Below are 17,758 nucleotides of genomic sequence, written 5' to 3' on the forward strand. Positions count from 1 at the left end.
AAGTGCATAATAAGGTGGAGGTGATCATAATGAATAATGAACAAGCACTCCAATTGCTTCAAGATGTCTTAAAAGTAAACTCAACCAATGGCAATGAAACTGCCGTGGCCGACCTTATAGAACCTATTTTACAGGAGGCTGGCCTAGAAACCAAACGCTATTCCTATAAGAAGGACCGGACCCAGCTTATAGCAACATTAGATAGTGGCGTAGAAGGCCCGACACTTGGCTTAACCGGCCATATGGATGTCGTTCCAATCGGCGATAACCCTTGGGAGCACGAGCCCTTCGCCGCAGAAATTGAAAACGGGGTTATCTATGGACGAGGCGCCTGCGATATGAAGGGTGGCCTAATTGCCCTAGTCGCAGCAGCCCTTCGACTGAAAGCCGAAAATCTACTTAAAAAGGGAAAAATTATTTTAGTCTTTACGGCGGATGAAGAGATGGGCGGCAAGGGCGCCAAGGATTTAGTCGACCAAGACCTCCTCCCCTATGTCGATGCCCTCATCTGTGCCGAACCAACTAATCTCCAAGTGGCGCGGGCCCACAAAGGCGTCTTCTGGCTGTCGCTTGAAACTCAAGGTCGGACTGCCCACGGATCGACCCCTAAAAAAGGTGTCAATGCCGTAGAAAAAATGATCAAGTGGCTGGACCGGATCGCTCAGACCTACCATGCTGACGACCATGAAGACGATCTCCTCGGCAAGTCGACCATGTCCTTCAACCAAATTTCGGGCGGCAGCGTGGTCAATGTGGTCCCAGACCGTGCCCAAGCCCAGGTGGATATCCGCACCGTGCCTGGCCAAGACCACCCCGAACTCTACGCTAGTTTTGAACAAATCATCAAAGACTTAGAAGCTGAAGATCCTGACTTTAAGGGAGAGATGGACCTCTTCACCAACCTCTACCCCTTGCGGACCGACGACCAAGACCCACTCGTCCAAATTGCGCTCGAGACATCTAAAGAGACCCTCGACCAAGCAGCCGGGCTAGCGGCCTTCAGCGGGGGAACCGACTGCGCAGAATTCATTCGCCATCAAGCCGGTATACCAACCATTATTATTGGCCCCGGCCAAAGCTTACATGAACCCGACGAACACATCACCGTCAGTGAATTCTACCAAAGCATCGCCTGGTACCAAGCCATTATCCGCCAATGGTTTGAACAAAAAGATTAACCATGTCAAATGAAAGAGAGTATGGCCTTTTGCCGTACTCTCTTTTATTAGCTTGACTTTAATAAAGGCTTTCTTTAAACTTATAAGCTAGTTAATTTTAAAAGAAAAGAGGTTCTTATGTTAAAGAAAATCAACCAATTACCTGCTGGCATGTTCCTAGTTCCCATGGTCATCAGCATGGTCTTAATTTCTATTTTCCCCAATATGTACGACCGTTTTGGCGGCACCAGTCAGGCTAGCTTCCAGATGGGGACGCCGGTTGTCATTGGCCTTTTGGTCTTTGCGGCAGGAACGAGTCTCGACCTCAAGCAGATTGTTCCTTTGCTGAAGCGCCACCTGCCCATGATCTTATTTAAATTATTTTGGTCAAGCCTCCTGATCTACTTCTACTATCAGGCTTTTGGGACCCAGGGGATCTTCGGTATTTCGCTTTTGAGCTTTGCTTGTGTGATCTATTCTCTCAATCCAGCTGTAGCCCTAGCCATCCATTCCTCATACGGCGACCAGCATTTTGGAGCGGTTTACGGGATTTTTGGTATCCTGGGTATGTCCTTTACCCCGCTTATCCTCCTGAGCCTGCTTACCGCTGATGGAGGAGCTGGCGGCATTGACTGGAACCCCATTATTTCGATCTTTATCCCTCTTCTTGTAGGAATGGCCCTAGGCAACTTGGATCCTGACTTTGCAGACTTCTTTACGCCAATGATCGGCCGCCTCCTGCCCTTCCTCGGTTGGAACTTGGGTGCCGGCATGCGGATCCAAGACGCCCTGGCCTCTGGTGGCTCGGGCCTCTTGATGACAGTCGCCTTCTTTATTTTGATGCTCCCGCTCATCTTCTTTGACCGCTACGTCACCAAGCAGAATGCGGGCATTGATGGAGCAGCAATTTGGAATGTGGCTGGCATGTCTGTCGCCAACCCAGCGCTCATCGGCCTGACCCTACCCGAAACTTTCGGCGATGATGTGGTAGCCGCGACCGCCATCGTGATGATGGTCTGCATCGCCAGCTCCCTCCTCTCCCCTCTCGTCGCCCAAAAGCTCTACCAAAGAAAAGAGCCTGTAACGAAAGTCGGTTAGGCCTGACTTTTGGAGCAAGTTTTAAAAAAATTCATTAATAAAAAAAGACCGGCCATCATTAGGCCAGTCCACTGATCAAAGGCTAGGATTAGATTCCTGGCCTTTTTTGAAGGGGAATTTTTTGGGCTAAGCGCTCTTGCTCACACCCCTCAGTCGGGTTCGACTTGGCAGGCTTGGAGTGATTTCACAATTAAGGAACAAGCGAATGCTTCGCTCTTATCCTTAATTGCTCCAATCATCCAAGCCTAATCGCCAAGTCTCACACCCTGCTTAGTCGGGTTCAGGCTAGCAGAAATAGCTCCTCTTCGCAAAAATCCGCCAAAGTCCTTCAGACTTCTCTGGCTTTTGGTTCCAGAGTTCTATTTCTCCCGCTAGCCTTCACACCCTACACAGTCGGGGTCGCAAAGGCAGAGAGGGAGTGACTTCAGCAAAGTGGAATGACCGGCTAAAGCCGCTCTTATCCTCTTTGCCTCCAGTCAACCCTTTCTAACCGCCTTTGCTCACACCCTTAGCTAGTCGGGTTCGAGGATGCAGAAAGGGCTCCTCTTCGCAAAAGTTCGTCGAAGGCTTTCAGCCTTCTCAGGCCTTTTACTCCAGAGCTCCCTTTCTAACCGCCTTTGCTCACACCCTTATTCTTCAGAGTCTAAGATGATGGTTACTGGGCCATCGTTAGTTAGGCTAACCTGCATGTCGGCCCCGAATTGGCCTTCTTCAACGTCGAGGTCATAGGCTTCGCGCAGTTTTTGATTGAGGGCCAAGTAGATTTTTTCGCCGTGGTCAGGTTGGGCGGCGTCGACAAAGGAAGGTCGGTTGCCCTTGCGTGTCCGGGCGTAGAGGGTGAACTGGGAGATGGAGAGGATCTTACCGCCTACCTGTTTAATATCCAGGTTGAGCTTGCCCTCTTCATCAGCGAAAATCCGCATTTTAGCAATCTTCCTTGCCATATAGTCCACTGTTTCCTCGTTGTCGTCATCATGGACACCTACTAGGAGCATGAAACCTTCTTGAATAGCGCCCAAAGTCTGGTCGTCAACACTTACAGAGGCTTGGCTAACACGTTGAATAATTACTCGCACAGTCACTCTTCCTTTCTTTTTACTGGGTGGAGGCCCGCTCCACCACATAGACGTCAGGGATATCCTTCACCTTATCAATGATCTTATCTAACTGGTCAATGTTTTGGATAGCCAGGCGGAGGCGGATCTTGGCCATGTTGGTCTTGTGGTCCACATTCCCATTAATATTAGATATCGACTTGGTCAAGGGACTGACCACCTGGATGATTTCATTCAAGAGCCCACTCCGCTCAAAAGCTTCGATGACCAGTTCCACTTCAAAGCTGATATCCGCATCATCCTGGGTATTCTCCCACTCGACTTCAATCAGGCGGTCAGAGAGTTCATCATCCAAGTCGACATTTTTACAGTCGCGACGGTGGACAGAAATGCCCCGTCCCTTGGTAATATAACCAACAATATCATCCCCAGGCACCGGTGTACAACAGTGGGCCAGGCGGAAGAGAAGGTTGTCAGCCCCCTCCACGAAGACACCATCATTATGACGGACCGTCATGGCGGGCTTGCGGTCCTTCTCTTCTTCATCATGGATGACTTCTTCCAGATCCTTCTTATGCAACTCTTCCCGGCGCTTGGCCCGAGCCTTCTCCGTTAAACGATTGGCCACAGCCGAAGCCGAAAGTTCACCAAAACCAACTGCCGCAAAGAGGTCGTCTAAGGAAGAAAAGTTAAAGCGTTCCAAGAGGTCAGCCTGCTTGGTCTTGGTATAGAGGTCCTTGAAGGCAAAGCCGCTCTCGTTGACCGCATCTTCGACTGCTTGTCGACCTTTTTCTAGGTTCTCTTCCCGGTCTAAGAGCTTGAAGAAACGCTTAATCTTGTTCTTGGCCCGGTTGGTTGCCACTAGGTTGACCCAGTCTCGACTAGGACCAGCGGAATTCTTCGAGGTTAGGATTTCCACAATATCGCCATTCTCTAGCTTATAGTTGAGCGGGACAATTTTAGAATTGACCTTAGCTCCGATGGTTTTATTCCCTACCTCTGTGTGGATCTGGTAGGCAAAGTCCAGCGGTCCTGCCCCTGACGGTAACTCTTGGACGTCGCCTTGGGGGGTGAAGACGTAAACCTTGTCCTTGAAAATGTCTTCCTTGACGCTTTCTACAAAGTTTTCTGCGTCAACCGAATCATCTTGGAGGTCTTGGATTTGTTGGAACCAGGCGATCTGGTCGTCTAAGTCATCCTTTTCTACTTCACCGGTAACGCCCTTCTTATAGGCCCAGTGCGCAGCCACCCCGTATTCGGCAACTTCATGCATCTGGTAGGTGCGGATCTGAATTTCAACCGGGACTCCCTTATCCCCTAATACCGTGGTATGGAGGGACTGGTACATGTTGGCCTTGGGCATGGCGATATAGTCCTTGAAGCGGTTAGGCAGGGGCTTCCAGTTGGTGTGGACAACCCCCAGGACGGCATAACAATCCTTGACCGTATCGACCAGAACCCGGATAGCTAGGAGGTCGTAAATTTCCGAGAACTCCTTCTTCTGCTTCTTCATCTTCCGGTAGATGGAATAGATATGCTTAGGCCGCCCATAGATTTCGAAGGGTTCCGCAATGACCCCTTCCATCTGGGCTTGGAGTTTTTCAATAGTTTCATTGATGTAGTTCTCCCGCTCATCCCGCTTGGCATTCATTAAGTGAACAATTTGATAGTAGGCTTCCGGATTAATATAACGCAAGCAGGTATCTTCTAATTCCCACTTGATCTGGCTCATCCCTAAGCGGTCAGCCAGCGGGGCATAGATCTCCAGCGTTTCTCTGGAAATACTGACTTGCTTTTCGGGCTTATGCCACTTGAGGGTCCGCATATTGTGGAGCCGGTCAGCTAATTTTACCATAATTACGCGGAGGTCATTGGCCATGGCGAGGAGCATTTTTTGGTGGTTTTCCGCCTGCTGCTGCTCCTGGGACCGGTATTTCAGCTTCCCTAATTTGGTTACCCCGTCCACCAGAGTCGCCACTGTATCGGAGAAGAAATAGGCAATATCATCCAAGGAAATGCCCGTGTCTTCCACCACATCATGGAGAAAACCGGTCGCCACCGTGTCAGGATCCATGTGCAGTTCCGCTAGAATCGAAGCCACCTGGATAGGATGGGTAAAGTAAGGCTCTCCCGATTTGCGAACTTGGTCACGATGGGCCCGCTCAGCAAAATCAGCCGCCTTAGAGACAAAGGCCAGCTTATCTTCTGGCATATAGGACTTGCAGAGGTCCAATACTTCTTCTTTAGTATAATTTTGTTTTTCAGACATCAAACCTACCCCTTTCTAATTACATCTCAATACCGCGGACAGTCTTAGGTAAGCTATGGCAGTTTAGATGTCTTTTGATGAATGGTTTAACTCATATTTTACCATATCTGAGAGGATAATGAGAAGTATTCCTTTAAATGGAATCCTTAGTCGCTTCCGCCCGCCCCTTAATGGCATAGATACCAAACCAGTCGCCCCGGCGGACGATCTCTTCGATACGGAAATCTGCTTGGATCAGGGCCGCCTTGACCGCTTCAAATTCCTTATAGTAGATGCCCGAGAGGATGAACTTCCCTTGAGGCTCAAGGCAGTCATAGGCTTGGGGGATGAGCGGGATCAAAATATCAGCCAAGATATTAGCCGTGATCAGGTCGACGGGGTCAGCAATCCCGCTTAGCTTATCATTAGCCCGAGCCGAACACCGGTCGGCCACCTGGTTGACTTCAAAATTTTTCTGGGCAATGGGAATGACTTGCTCATCATAGTCAAAGGCCTGGACGGACCGGGCCCCCAGCTTAGCTGCTGCAATGGCAAGGATCCCTGAACCGGTGCCCACATCATAGACCCGGTCCTCTGCTTCAAGATAGCTTTCCAGAAGTTGGAGGGAGAGCTGGGTAGTGGCATGGTCCCCGGTCCCAAAAGCCATTTCTGGGTCCATATAGATAGGAATCAAGGCCTGGCTCTCTTCTTCTTGCCAAGAAGGAATAATATGAATAAAACGACTGATCACTGTGGGCTGGTAGTAACGCTTCCATTCTTCCTCCCAGTTGGTCTCCGCCAATTGACCAATCGCGATCTCTTCTTCGCTATAGGCTGGGTCTAAATCCCTCATAGCTGCTAGGAGGGCCTGGCCCAGATCTTCTTTGGACCAAGCCGTATCAGAAAAATAGCCCACCACCTGGGGAAAGCACGGATAAGCCTGGCGCTTGGCCTCTAACTTAACCACTGATCCTTCCTCTTCTAGCGCATCAAAATCCTTGACATCTTGGATCAGAGCCCCCTGTGAGCCCAGTGCCAGCAAGCTATCCGACATCTGGTCGGAATCTCCGTATTTGACGTCGATTGTCACTTCATAGAATCCCATTAATATACCTCCAATGAATAGCGTTCTTTGTTTCCATAGCGGTTGACTGCCTGACGCTGGGCAACATCTTGCCTCACTGCCTCATGAGGCCAGGTCAAATCGAGCGTCTCCCGCTCACCCCGGTCCAGTTCGCGCAACTGTTGGTCAGCTTGGCGGAGGGTATAGCGCATCCATTTGAGAAGCACTTGGACATAGTCGCCCGTATAAGTCCCATTGCCTAGGTTAGGTGCCAGAATAAAAATCCCCGGCTGCAAACTAATATCTTTGCTATAATAACCAAAACGAAAAGTTAAACTTAAATATGCAAATTCATTACTTTGCTTATTTAAAGCATCTCGCATCATATGATCCGAAGCCGGGCCCTGCCGACTGGGCAGGTGGACCTGGAGAATAATCCCTGTACTCCTCTCATCATAGGTTAATTGCCAGGGAAACTGGAAGCGTATGCCCTGCCACTCCTGGTATAAGTATTCAAATAAGCTCTTTTCGGTCATCTGTCCACACTCCTTTTGGTCATTGCTTGCCCTATCTTGGGGCCTTCACTTCTCTCTATTATAGCCCATCCATCCTTGTTCTCCTAATTTATTAAAAGTTCTCTAAAGCCCTCTTTTCACTGACCTTGACGAAAGAAGATATGCTATACTATTGGAAGACAGTGATAAAAATGGGGTGTAAGGATGTCCGAACGTAATCTGACAACAAAAGATATTTTACAAAAAGAATTTAAACCAGCCATCCGCGGCTTTAACATGCAAGAAGTGGATGAATTTCTAGATATCATCATGCGGGACTATGAGTCCTATGAAAAAGAAATTGCCTACTTACAAGCTGAATTGGAGAAAGCCAAGCGGCAGACTGGCGACGATAAGAGCCGGCAAAGCCGGTCCAAGGCTACCGGAACTAACAAAACCGGTGCAACTACCAATTATGATATTCTCCGCCGCCTATCCAAATTAGAGAAGGCGGTCTTTGGTTCCCAAAGCTATGATGAAGAGGACCATATGGACGATACCATTATTCGCCAAAATTATTAGCATTTTACGCCGACATGCGTTATAATGAGTTATCATATGTAAATTTCGGGTAATCGCGGGTAGTCATACCTGAGGAAAGTCCATGCTCACACTGACTGAGAGGTCAGTAGTGTTCGTGCTTAGCGAAAGCATAAGCTAAGGCAGAGACGGCGGGAAAAACGGCTTCAGCCCTAGGGCTATGCCCCAGTATCCCTGAAAAGTGCCACAGTGACGAAGTTAGTTGGGAAACCAGCTAAGTGGAACGAGGTAAACCCCTCGAGTGAGCAACCCAAATTCGGTAGGGGCACTTGGCAAGCAGAAATGAATGTGAGCCGAGGCAGCAATGCAGATAGATGATTACCGAACTTGCAAACAACCTGGGATGCAAGGGAACAGAACATGGCTTATAGAAATTTACATCAGGTTTGTAAAGAATCCAAGCTTGTGTGGTCTATCCCCAGGCTTGGATTTTTTATATTGTATATGGATTATTTTTGTGTTGGTGACTAGACAATGACTACCAACATAATAACTAAAAAAATTATAAGGAGGATTCCATGAAGACGTATCAGTTAATGGCCAGCTGCGCGAGCGGGATCGAGGCCCTGGTGAAGAATGAATTAAAGGCCCTGGGCTATGACTGCCAGGTCGAGAACGGCCGGGTCCGCTTTGAAGGGGGGCCCCAAGACATCGCCCGGACCAATATCCAATTGCGGACAGCTGACCGGGTTAAAATTATCGTCGGTGAATTTGAAGCCAAAACTTTCGAGGCTCTCTTCGACCAAGTCAAGGCCCTCAATTGGTCGGATCTCCTGCCCTTCGACGCCAACTTCCCTGTCTCCGGCAAGTCCGTCAAGTCCCAGCTCCACTCCGTCCCCACCTGCCAAAAGATGGTCAAAAAAGCTATTGTAGACCACTTAAAAGAAGCTTATTTCCGGCGCGGACAGCTGCCCGAAACCGGTGCCCGCTACCCCATTGAGGTCAGCATCCACAAAGACCAAGCCCTCCTAACCCTGGATACGACGGGAGATAGCTTGTTCAAGCGGGGCTACCGCCAGGCTAAAGGAGGCGCACCACTCAAGGAAAACTTCGCAGCTTCCCTGGTTAAACTAACGACCTGGTTCCCCGACCGGCCCTTGGTGGACCCTACCTGTGGCTCAGGGACTATCGCCATTGAAGCAGCTATGATTGGGATGAATATCGCACCGGGAATGCGCCGGCACTTTGTCTGCGAGGACTGGGATATCTTCCGGGACCAGGAGTTCGACAAGGAGCGGGCTGCTGCTAAAGCGGCCATTGACCATGACATCCAACTGGACATCCAGGCTTCGGATATTGACCACCGCATGGTTGAAATTGCCAAAGCCAATGCCCAAGCGGCAGGAGTTGCCCATCAAATTACCTTTAAGCAGATGCAAGTGGCTGACTTTACAACGAATAAAGACTTCGGCATTATGATCAGCAACCCGCCTTATGGGGAGCGGCTCAATGATGAAGACAGTGTCCACAAACTCTACCAAGAAATGGGCGAGGTCTTCCGTCCCCTCGAGACCTGGAGCAAGTATATCCTGACTTCAGACTTGGCCTTTGAAGACTATTACGGTGAGAAGGCCACCAAGAAGCGCAAGCTTTACAACGGCGCTTTGCGGACCGACTTCTTCCAATTCTGGGGCAAGAAGAAGAAATCACATTAAGCTAAAGCGGGGCCTGGCGCATGGCCTGCTTGGCGAGCTGGTCAGCCCCCCGGTTGTCAGCTTCCGGCACCCAGTTCAAATGAAATTGAGGAAATTTAGCAAGAGCAAGTAAGATAGCCTGGATGGCCTGGCTATAGGGACTGTTCTTGCTTTTTTTCTTGCGTATGGCGTCATAAACGGCCCGGCTGTCCGTTTGGCAGATGATCAGGTCATGCGTACGCCCTTGGTCCTCGAGCAGCTCTAAGGCGATTTTAAGGGCAGAGAATTCAGCTAAGTGGTTGTCCATTTTTTGAGGCAGGGAGAATTTGAGGGGGTGCTGCTTGCCCCCTTCCAGCCAGAGAATTCCGACCCCCACCCGGCCGTCCTTGACATTGACCGAAGCATCGATGGCGAGACGTATCACCTAGATCACTCCTTTCATAATTTTTTTAAGTAGACGGTAAAGGTCGTCTTCTGGGTCAGCTGCCGCTAGAGCAGTCAATAAGTCAGCGGGTGACTGGTCGAGGTCTCCTTCGAAGGGATAGAGCAAGCCCGTCAAAAGCACCCACTCCTCCTCCAGATAGGCCTTAACCAAGGGCTCCTTAAAGAAACAAGCCTCCAAGTAGTCTTGGCCAGCCTGGAAGAAAGACCGGTCCTGGGGCTGGTCTAAAGTAGCTAAATGGAGCTCATGACGCTTACCAAAAGGCCCCTCTAGAACTAAGTGGCCTTGGTCTCCAGCCTCCAACAAGCGCACCAGGAAATCCGTCCGTACCAGACTAGGTCCAGGATGTCTAGTCAGATAGGCTCGGATGAAAGCTTGAACCTGGTCAGCTGCTAAGCTGTCTAAGACCTGGTAGCAGGCCATAGCCTGGCTCGGATCCGAGCCTAGGTCGCTATCTAAGTAAGCGGTCAGCGCCTTTTGACTAGCAGCCGCTTCTTTAGCAGCTGTCTGATCGGGATAGAAGATAAAATCGATCCAATCCTGGTCGATAGCTGGTCCCTGACGCACAAAAAGCCCCAGCTCTGAAAACTCTTTCAAAGTACTTGGGGCAGTCTGAGCCAATAGGGACATGGCGCTTTCATATAAGAGGAGGGCTTGGTCTTGGTCAAGCTCCTCTAAAACTTGCTGGGTCAAAGCCAGAGCTCGATCAGCCTGGTCCTGGTCCAGCAAAACCTGGATTAAGTCCAGGAAAAACTTGGAAAAATTTCCGGCCTGTCGCTGAGCCTGGCGGATAGCGGCCAGGCCCTGACTGAGGCCCCCTGCTGCCTTAAGCGCTAGGGCTTCTTCGATCAGGGACCGGCAGTCAGCATTTCTTTCCATTGACATGGCGCATGCCTCCCTTTGTTGTCACATTCTCCTTAAAATTGACGAAAACGCGCTTCGCGGGCTAGGCGGATGGCTTCAGCTGACTTACCATCCCAGTCCTCTAATTCCTTGATGAGCATGGTTTTGATATTATCAGCTAAGTGTTCCTTGGTGATCGCCTCTCCCCGTTGGCGGACGGGAATAATTTCATCCACTACACCCAATTCATAGAGGTCTTTAGCGGTGAACTTCATCAGTTCCGCTGCCTCATTGGCCCGGTTAACATCCTTCCACAGAATAGTCGCAAAGCCTTCTGGGGAAAGAATGGAATACATGGCGTCTTCTAGGATCCAAACCCGGTTGGTCACTGCCAGGGCTAGGGCCCCACCGCTCCCTCCTTCCCCAATTAAGACGGAGATATTAGGAGCAGATAAACGCCCCAAAGCCTGCATGGACCGGGCAATAGCTTCACCAACCCCCCGGTCTTCCGCTTCCATATCGCAAAAGGCACCGGAAGTATTGATAAAGCTAATGACTGGACGCTTAAATTTATCAGCTTGTTCCACTAGGCGGATGGCCTTGCGGTAACCCTCCGCATGGGGAGAGCCAAAGTTACGTTCCACATTTTCTTTAGTGGTGTGACCCTTTTCTGTCCCGATAATGGTCACCGGCCGGCCATCTAAACGACCGACCCCACCATAAATCGCGGCATCGTCCCCATAGGCCCGGTCGCCGTGGAGTTCATAGAAATCGTCACAGATGTAATTGGCCAGTTCCGAAGTAGTCAGCCGCTGGGTATCCCGAGCAGCTTTTACAACCTCACTTGGATGGAGAGAAGGTCGCTTTTTTGAATGACTTTCTAGCATAATACACTCCTTAAGCTTGGCAATGGATGGACAGCAAGGCAGATAGTTCCTCTCTTAATTGCTGGCGGGGGATGATCCGGTCAACGAAACCATGGGCCAATTGGTGCTCGGCACTCTGGAAGCTGTCAGGCACAGCCTGGTGGATAGTTTGTTCAATCACCCGCTTGCCGGCAAAACCGATTAAAGCGCCCGGTTCGGCACAGATAATATCAGCCTGCATGGCAAAACTAGCCGTTACCCCACCCGTTGTTGGATCAGTCAAAACAGCCAGGTAGAAGAGGCCAGCCTCGCTGTGTCGTTCCACAGCCAGCGAAATCTTGGCCATCTGCATCAGGGAGACAATCCCTTCTTGCATCCGAGCCCCCCCACTCGCTGTAAAGACCACAACTGGCAGGCTTTCTTTAAGAGCTAACTCGAAGAGGGAAGTTAACTTCTCCCCCACCCGGGCGCCCATGGACCCCATCATGAAGAAGGGATTCATACAGGCAAAGGCAAGTTTCTGTCCATTGAGCTTACCTAGGCCCGTGGTGATGGCTTCATCCGTCTGAGCCCGTTCTTGGGCCTTGGCCCGCTTCTCCTCATAGCCTGGAAAGTCCAGGGGATTAGCATGTCCTCCGTCTTCAAAGAGAGGCTCAAAAGAATCTTGATCCAAGATCAAACGAATCCGCTCCTGGGCTGAAATCCGGAAATGATAGTCACAATTGCTGCAAACATAGGCCGGTTTCATATCCTGGGTCAGGATGGTTTGCTGGCACTGGGGACACTTCTGCCACATGCCGTCAGGAATATAGGGCTTGTGGTTAGGATCAACGACGTCCACCTGGCTGGCCTGGGGCACATGAATATAAGATTTCTTTTTCCGCTTGAAAGCCATCAGCTCAGCTCCCTTCTCAGTTTGATTGTGCGGCTAGCCAGGCAGGTAGGAGGCTGGCTTCAAGGTAGTCATTGCTGTAATCCCCAGAAAGAAAGCCTTTATCCTCAAGAATGGCTTGGAGGAGGGCCTGGTTAGAGGCAATGCCTTCAATCCGCAGCTCGCCTAGGGCCCGCTTCATCCGTTGCACAGCTTCTTCTCGGTCCGCCCCATAAGCAATCAATTTAGCAAACATATTATCATAGTATGGCGGCATTTGATAGCCATTATAGACACTTGATTCTAGTCGCAAGCCCAAATTGCCTGCCGGAAAATGAATAAAGTCAAAGGATCCGGTTGAAGGATAGAAGTGCTGCTCTGGGCGCTCCGCATTCAAGCGGACCTCAATGGCATGGCCTTCAAAGTGAATATCCTCCTGGTCCAAGCTCAGGGGTTGCCCCGCCGCAATTTCAATTTGCTTTTTGACCAAGTCGACGCCAGTAACCATTTCCGTGATCGGATGTTCGACCTGGATCCGGGTATTCATCTCCATAAAATAGAAGTTCTGGTCCTCGTCCACCAAAAATTCTATGGTCCCAGCCCCAGTATAGTTAACTTCTTCGCCCGCTTGGACTGCTGCTGCACAGATCTTCTCGCGAATCGCTTGGCTGATAAAGGGACTTGGACTCTCTTCGAGCACTTTTTGGTGGTTGCGCTGGAGGGAGCATTCCCGCTCCCCTAGGTGGATCACTTTACCATAGTTATCACCGAGGATTTGAACTTCAATGTGGTGGGCAGGATGGATGACCTTCTCCATGTAGAGCTGGTCATTTTGGAAGTTCTGTTGGGCTTCCAAGCGGGCCTCATCGAAGGCCGACTGCAATTGACTAGCCTCCTTGACTAGGCGCATGCCCTTGCCCCCACCTCCAGCTGTGGCTTTGAAGAGGACCGGATAACCCACTTCTTCAGCGATAGCTAGGGCTTCCTCGGCGCTATTAACGGAGTCTTCGCTCCCAGGAATAACTGGAACCTTAGCGGCCTGCATGGTTTCCCGGGCATGTTGCTTGTCCCCCATCTGGTCAATCACATCCGCTTCCGGTCCGATAAAGACAATATTCATCTCCCGGCAGAGGCGGGCAAATTTACTATTTTCCGATAAGAAGCCAAAACCGGGATGGATGGCCTGGGCCCCAGTAACGACAGCTGCGCTGAGGATAGAGGGCATGTTTAAATAGGAGTCAGCTGCGGATGCTTTCCCAATACAGACTGCCTCATCAGCTAAGGAGACATGCATTGCATCGGCATCCGCTTCGGAGTATACAGCCACTGTTTGGATGCCCATCTCCTTACAAGTTCGAATGATTCGAACGGCGATTTCGCCACGGTTGGCAATAAGTATTTTCTTAAACATTTGACCACTTTCTTTATTACTTAAATATCGCGTTCAACATCTGATACGGCGAAGGTCATTTGGCATTCACTGCATAGAACGCCATCTTCACGGTGGATAGTAGCCTTAGCCAAGCCAATATTCCGCTTAATCTTTAAGATATCAACGGTCACGGTAAGGACGTCGCCTGGAACAACCTTCTGGCGGAATTTAACCTTGTCCACCCCTGCTAAGTAACCGGTCCGCTTGGTGAGGCCGTCCGTCATCAAGAGCGGAATCGAACCAGCCTGGGCCATGGTTTCAATTTGAAGGACACCTGGCATGACTGGTTCGCCAGGGAAGTGGCCGACAAAATAAGGTTCGTTAATGGTCACGTTCTTGCGTGCCACCACGCGTTTGCCAACCTCTAATTCCGTTACCCGGTCGATAAAACAAATTGGATAGCGGTTAGGAATGATGTCCATAATCTCTTGGGCATCTAAGATAATTTCATTATTTTCCACAAGATCTCTCCTTAACTAATCTCAAATAGAGGCTGGCCGTATTCAACGACTTCGCCGTCCTTGACTAAAATCTGACTGATGGTCCCTGAGTATTCAGCTGGGATTTCATTCATAATCTTCATGGCTTCCACGATACATACCGTTTCCCCCGCCTGGATGGTCTGACCCAAGCTCACATAAGGGTCACGGTCAGGACCTGGCGCCAGGTAGACCACACCCACAATAGGACTGGTCACAACTTGGCCAGTCAAGCTTTCTTCTTCCTTACTTGCTTCTTCTGCCGCTGGCGCAGGAGCAGGCGAAGCCTCTTCTTGACCTGCTTTTTCAGCAGCCAAGGCGTCGACGGAAGTGGCCGCTTGGTCAGTCAATTTGGCATTCAGGGCATCAGTTTCCAACTTGGACATGACAATCTCTAGGTCTTCATTCTTGAAGACAAATTGCTGCAAGCTGGATGCATCTACGGCTTGGATAAGCGCCTTAATTTCTTTTGTTTCCATTAGTCTTGAGTCACCTTCTTAAAGCAAATCACCGTATTGTGGCCACCGAAACCAAGGGCATTAGAAACTAAAGCATCAATTTGGCGGTCTTCCCCTTGGCCAGTTACCAAGTGGAGGTCACAGTCTTCATCTGGCACTTGGTAGCCGACCATGCCTGGGATAAAGCTTTCTTCCATGGCTTTCAGACTGGCGATGGCTTCAACAGCACCAGCAGCCCCTAAGAGATGGCCGACTGCTGCCTTGGTTGAGGTCACTGCGACGTCTTGACTATAATCGCCAAAAGCCGTTTTGATAACATGGCTTTCTACTCGGTCATTAGTTGGCGTAGACGTTCCATGGGCGTTGACATATTGCACGTCGCCTTGGCCGAGGCCAGCTTCTTTAAGGGCAAGTTCAATAGCCTTGACAGCTTCTTGACCTTCTGCATGAGGAGCTGTCAGGTGGTAGGCATCGGAAGTTGCTCCGTAGCCAGCCACTTCAGCGTAAATCTTAGCACCCCGGGCTTGGGCAGATTCTAAGCTTTCAAGAAGCAAGATGCCAGCCCCTTCGCCCATAATGAAGCCTGCCCGTTCCTTATCGAAAGGAATGGAGGCACGGTCAGGGTCTGAAGTGGTGTTCATCGCGGTGAGGTTTTCAAAGCCGGACATGGCAATCTCACAGATGGATGATTCGCCCCCACCAGCTAGCATATAGTCGGCGTAGCCGTGCTTGATATAGCGGAAGGCTTCACCAATAGCATTGTTAGCTGAAGCACAGGCTGTTGATACGGTTTGGGCTGGGCCATGGATACCAAAATGCATAGAGATATTGGCCCCACCCATGTTGGAGATGGCCATCGGAACGAATAAAGGATTCACCCGTTTTGGCCCCTTAGCAATCATCTTGCGGATCCCTGATTCCATTTCTTGAACCCCGCCGATACCGGTCCCAAAATAAATACCGACCCGATCGCGGTCCACTTGGTCAAGGTCTAAGCCAGCGTCTTTGAGAGCTTCGCTTGACGCTGCAATCGCGTATTGGGCGTAAGGTTCCATCCGTTTGGCTGACTTGCGGTCCATATAATCCTTGGGCTCGAAGTCTTTAACTTCAGCTACTAACTGGGTATCCAGGCCGCTAGCATCGAACTTGGTAATCGGTCCAATGCCATGCTTGCCTGCTTTTAAATTGGTCCAAAATTCTTCGACTGAATTTCCTAAGGGGGTCACAGCCCCTAGACCTGTCACTACAACTCTTCTCGTCATAAGAACCTCCTAGTTCATATTGAGACCACCGTTAATTTCAAGGGTGGTTCCGGTAATATACTTACTATTTGCTAGGAATAAGATCGCTTCTGCTACTTCCTCTTGCTCGCCGAAGCGCTTGAGCGGAATTTCATCTAGCATGGCTTCTTTTGTTTTGTCTGATAATTTATCGGTCATGTCGCTAGAAATAAAACCAGGTGCCACGGCATTAACGGTGATCTGGCGGCTGGCTAGCTCGCGGGCTGCCGATCGGGTCAGGCCGATCAAACCAGCCTTGGAAGCCGAGTAATTAGCCTGGCCGATATTTCCAATAATACCGGATAAACTCGATACATTTATGATAGCACCTCTACGTTGTTTTAGCATTATTTTTGACACATGACGGATCAAATTAAAGCTTCCCTTAAGGTTCACGTCAATGACTTGGTCGAAATCTTCTTCAGACATGCGGATCAAGAGGCTGTCCTTGGTAATCCCGGCATTGTTGACTAGGACATCGACTTGACCAAAGTCCTTGTGAATGGCTTTAACCACCTGGCTAGTCAGGTCAAAATCTGAAACATCAGCCAGGTACTCTCTCACTTCTACCCCATAATCCCGGATGGCTTCCAAGAGCGATTCATCCGCTTGGGACCGGTTGACCATGGCAATGCGGTAGCCAGCCTTGGCAAAGGCGAGCGCCGTCGCAGTGCCGATACCGCGATTAGCGCCCGTAATAATAAGGGTTTCTTCTTTAGACATATGCTTATTCTCCTGATAATTCATTAATGGTTTTCTGTAAGTTATCGAGGTCCCCCACCCGGTAGCAAGCTACCGAGCGGTCAATCTGCTTCATAAAGGAAGACAGGGTCTTACCTGGACCGATTTCAATAAAACAATCCACGCCTTGGTCTAAGAGATAACGGATCGAATCCTCCCAGCGAACGGGGCGGTACATCTGCTTGGCCAAGTTTTCTTTCAAATGCGCCATATCATGGGCTTGGGCTGTGGTATTAGAAATGACGGGATACTGCATGTGGTCAAAATCAACCGCCTCCAGGGCCTGCTTAAAGTCCGCACTAGCAGGCTCCATCAAGGCCGTATGGAAGGGCCCAGAGACCTTGAGAGGGATTAGCTTCTTGCTCCCACGTGCCTTGAGTTTCTCACAGGCTAGGTCAACGGGCTCTTCATAGCCCCCAATCACCACTTGCTTAGAGGTATTGTAGTTAGCGGGGGCCACATAAGCGCCGCTTTCTTCGCGGGCTTCTTGGCAGGCTGCTTCAATGGTCTCGCGGGGCGTGTTCATCACAGCCACCATTTTACCTAAGCCGGATGGTACGGCTTCGGCCATGATTTTGCCACGCTGGCGGATTAAATCCAAGCAAGTGGCATAGGACAAAGCGCCTGCATCCATCAGAGCCGCATATTCCCCGAGGCTAAGTCCCAGACTATAGTCCGCCTGAATCCCCGCTTCATGGAGGACCTGGGTCAGCATGGCTTCAATCGTAATCAAGGCAGGCTGCGTATATTGGGTCTCATGGATCTTCTCGTCGTCCTCAAAGCAGATGGCTTTCATATCATAGGATGTGACGGCGCTCGCTTCCTCAAAAAATGTCTCCAAGTGAGGATAATGGGCTAAGATATCCTGGCCCATCCCCTTGAACTGGGCGCCCTGGCCACTGTACATGAAGGCAATTGACATGGAATCCCTCTTTCTTTATTGTTTATTATTTATAGTTAAAATAAAAACAGTGAAAGCAATAAAAAAGTTAGCCCT

Annotated in this window: 18 protein-coding genes and 1 other RNA gene; 5 read left to right on the forward strand and 14 right to left on the reverse strand. The window is 50.1% G+C overall.

Annotation, left to right across the window (positions count from 1 at the left end):
- The first annotated feature begins 29 nt into the window (after positions 1-29).
- Positions 30-1,178: a M20 family metallopeptidase gene (locus AWM72_RS08820; protein ID WP_067976337.1), complete on the forward strand. Its 1,149-nt coding sequence runs from the start codon at positions 30-32 to the stop codon at positions 1,176-1,178.
- 117 nt (positions 1,179-1,295) lie between these two features.
- On the forward strand, positions 1,296-2,255 hold the full coding sequence (locus AWM72_RS08825; RefSeq protein WP_067976339.1) for a 2-keto-3-deoxygluconate permease: 960 nt from the start codon (positions 1,296-1,298) through the stop codon (positions 2,253-2,255).
- 629 nt (positions 2,256-2,884) lie between these two features.
- On the opposite strand, the gene dtd is transcribed toward AWM72_RS08825, so the two are convergent.
- From dtd to AWM72_RS08845, 4 genes are all read right to left on the reverse strand, one after another.
- A complete protein-coding gene (gene dtd, locus AWM72_RS08830) occupies positions 2,885-3,331 on the reverse strand; it encodes a D-aminoacyl-tRNA deacylase (protein ID WP_067976341.1) in 447 nt (148 codons plus the stop codon).
- Between the two features lie 19 nt (positions 3,332-3,350).
- Positions 3,351-5,579: a RelA/SpoT family protein gene (locus AWM72_RS08835; RefSeq protein WP_067976343.1), complete on the reverse strand. Its 2,229-nt coding sequence runs from the start codon at positions 5,577-5,579 to the stop codon at positions 3,351-3,353.
- A 133-nt stretch (positions 5,580-5,712) separates the two neighbouring features.
- A complete protein-coding gene (gene prmA / locus AWM72_RS08840; RefSeq protein WP_067976346.1) occupies positions 5,713-6,663 on the reverse strand; it encodes a 50S ribosomal protein L11 methyltransferase in 951 nt (316 codons plus the stop codon).
- On the reverse strand, positions 6,663-7,157 hold the full coding sequence (locus AWM72_RS08845) for a hypothetical protein (RefSeq protein WP_067976348.1): 495 nt from the start codon (positions 7,155-7,157) through the stop codon (positions 6,663-6,665). The genes prmA and AWM72_RS08845 overlap by 1 nt, the downstream gene beginning before the upstream one ends.
- A gap of 183 nt (positions 7,158-7,340) precedes the next feature.
- Between AWM72_RS08845 and gpsB the strand changes: the two genes are divergently transcribed.
- The 3 genes from gpsB to AWM72_RS08860 all read left to right on the forward strand — a co-directional run bounded on the left by gpsB (position 7,341) and on the right by AWM72_RS08860 (position 9,370).
- Positions 7,341-7,697 carry a cell division regulator GpsB gene (gene gpsB / locus AWM72_RS08850; RefSeq protein ID WP_067976349.1) on the forward strand — a complete coding sequence of 119 codons (357 nt, stop codon included), beginning with the start codon at positions 7,341-7,343 and terminating at the stop codon, positions 7,695-7,697.
- 41 nt (positions 7,698-7,738) lie between these two features.
- Positions 7,739-8,088: RNase P RNA component class B (rnpB, locus tag AWM72_RS08855), an RNA gene on the forward strand.
- Between the two features lie 145 nt (positions 8,089-8,233).
- Entirely contained in the window at positions 8,234-9,370 is a 1,137-nt protein-coding gene (locus AWM72_RS08860) for a THUMP domain-containing class I SAM-dependent RNA methyltransferase (protein WP_067976351.1), read from the forward strand.
- A 1-nt stretch (position 9,371) separates the two neighbouring features.
- Here AWM72_RS08860 and AWM72_RS08865 read toward each other — a convergent pair whose 3' ends face one another.
- From AWM72_RS08865 to fabD, 10 genes are read right to left on the reverse strand one after another with little or no spacing between them, the layout of a single operon-like run.
- On the reverse strand, positions 9,372-9,773 hold the full coding sequence (locus tag AWM72_RS08865) for a ribonuclease HI family protein (RefSeq protein WP_067976353.1): 402 nt from the start codon (positions 9,771-9,773) through the stop codon (positions 9,372-9,374).
- The gene (locus AWM72_RS08870; RefSeq protein ID WP_067976356.1) at positions 9,774-10,676 is read right to left on the reverse strand and encodes a hypothetical protein; all 903 of its coding nucleotides are present in this window, start codon (positions 10,674-10,676) and stop codon (positions 9,774-9,776) included.
- A 32-nt stretch (positions 10,677-10,708) separates the two neighbouring features.
- Positions 10,709-11,521, reverse strand: a complete 813-nt coding sequence (gene accA / locus AWM72_RS08875; protein WP_067976357.1) for a carboxyltransferase subunit alpha — start codon at positions 11,519-11,521, stop codon at positions 10,709-10,711.
- A gap of 10 nt (positions 11,522-11,531) precedes the next feature.
- Entirely contained in the window at positions 11,532-12,395 is an 864-nt protein-coding gene (accD, locus tag AWM72_RS08880; RefSeq protein ID WP_067976359.1) for an acetyl-CoA carboxylase, carboxyltransferase subunit beta, read from the reverse strand.
- 16 nt (positions 12,396-12,411) lie between these two features.
- Positions 12,412-13,782 (reverse strand): acetyl-CoA carboxylase biotin carboxylase subunit, encoded by a 1,371-nt coding sequence (gene accC, locus AWM72_RS08885; RefSeq protein WP_067976363.1) that lies wholly within the window; start codon positions 13,780-13,782, stop codon positions 12,412-12,414.
- Positions 13,783-13,802: 20 nt separating this feature from the next.
- The gene (gene fabZ, locus AWM72_RS08890) at positions 13,803-14,264 is read right to left on the reverse strand and encodes a 3-hydroxyacyl-ACP dehydratase FabZ (RefSeq protein ID WP_083272359.1); all 462 of its coding nucleotides are present in this window, start codon (positions 14,262-14,264) and stop codon (positions 13,803-13,805) included.
- 11 nt (positions 14,265-14,275) lie between these two features.
- Positions 14,276-14,761: an acetyl-CoA carboxylase biotin carboxyl carrier protein gene (gene accB / locus AWM72_RS08895; RefSeq protein WP_067976366.1), complete on the reverse strand. Its 486-nt coding sequence runs from the start codon at positions 14,759-14,761 to the stop codon at positions 14,276-14,278.
- The gene (gene fabF, locus AWM72_RS08900) at positions 14,761-16,002 is read right to left on the reverse strand and encodes a beta-ketoacyl-ACP synthase II (RefSeq protein ID WP_067976369.1); all 1,242 of its coding nucleotides are present in this window, start codon (positions 16,000-16,002) and stop codon (positions 14,761-14,763) included. Before fabF ends, accB begins: the two co-directional genes overlap by 1 nt.
- A 9-nt stretch (positions 16,003-16,011) precedes the next feature.
- Positions 16,012-16,743 carry a 3-oxoacyl-[acyl-carrier-protein] reductase gene (gene fabG / locus AWM72_RS08905; protein WP_067976371.1) on the reverse strand — a complete coding sequence of 244 codons (732 nt, stop codon included), beginning with the start codon at positions 16,741-16,743 and terminating at the stop codon, positions 16,012-16,014.
- A gap of 4 nt (positions 16,744-16,747) precedes the next feature.
- Entirely contained in the window at positions 16,748-17,683 is a 936-nt protein-coding gene (fabD, locus tag AWM72_RS08910) for an ACP S-malonyltransferase (protein WP_067976373.1), read from the reverse strand.
- Between the last annotated feature and the right edge of the window lie 75 nt (positions 17,684-17,758).

The sequence above is a fragment of the Aerococcus sanguinicola genome (genome assembly GCF_001543145.1).
Classification (GTDB): Bacteria; Bacillota; Bacilli; order Lactobacillales; family Aerococcaceae; genus Aerococcus; species Aerococcus sanguinicola.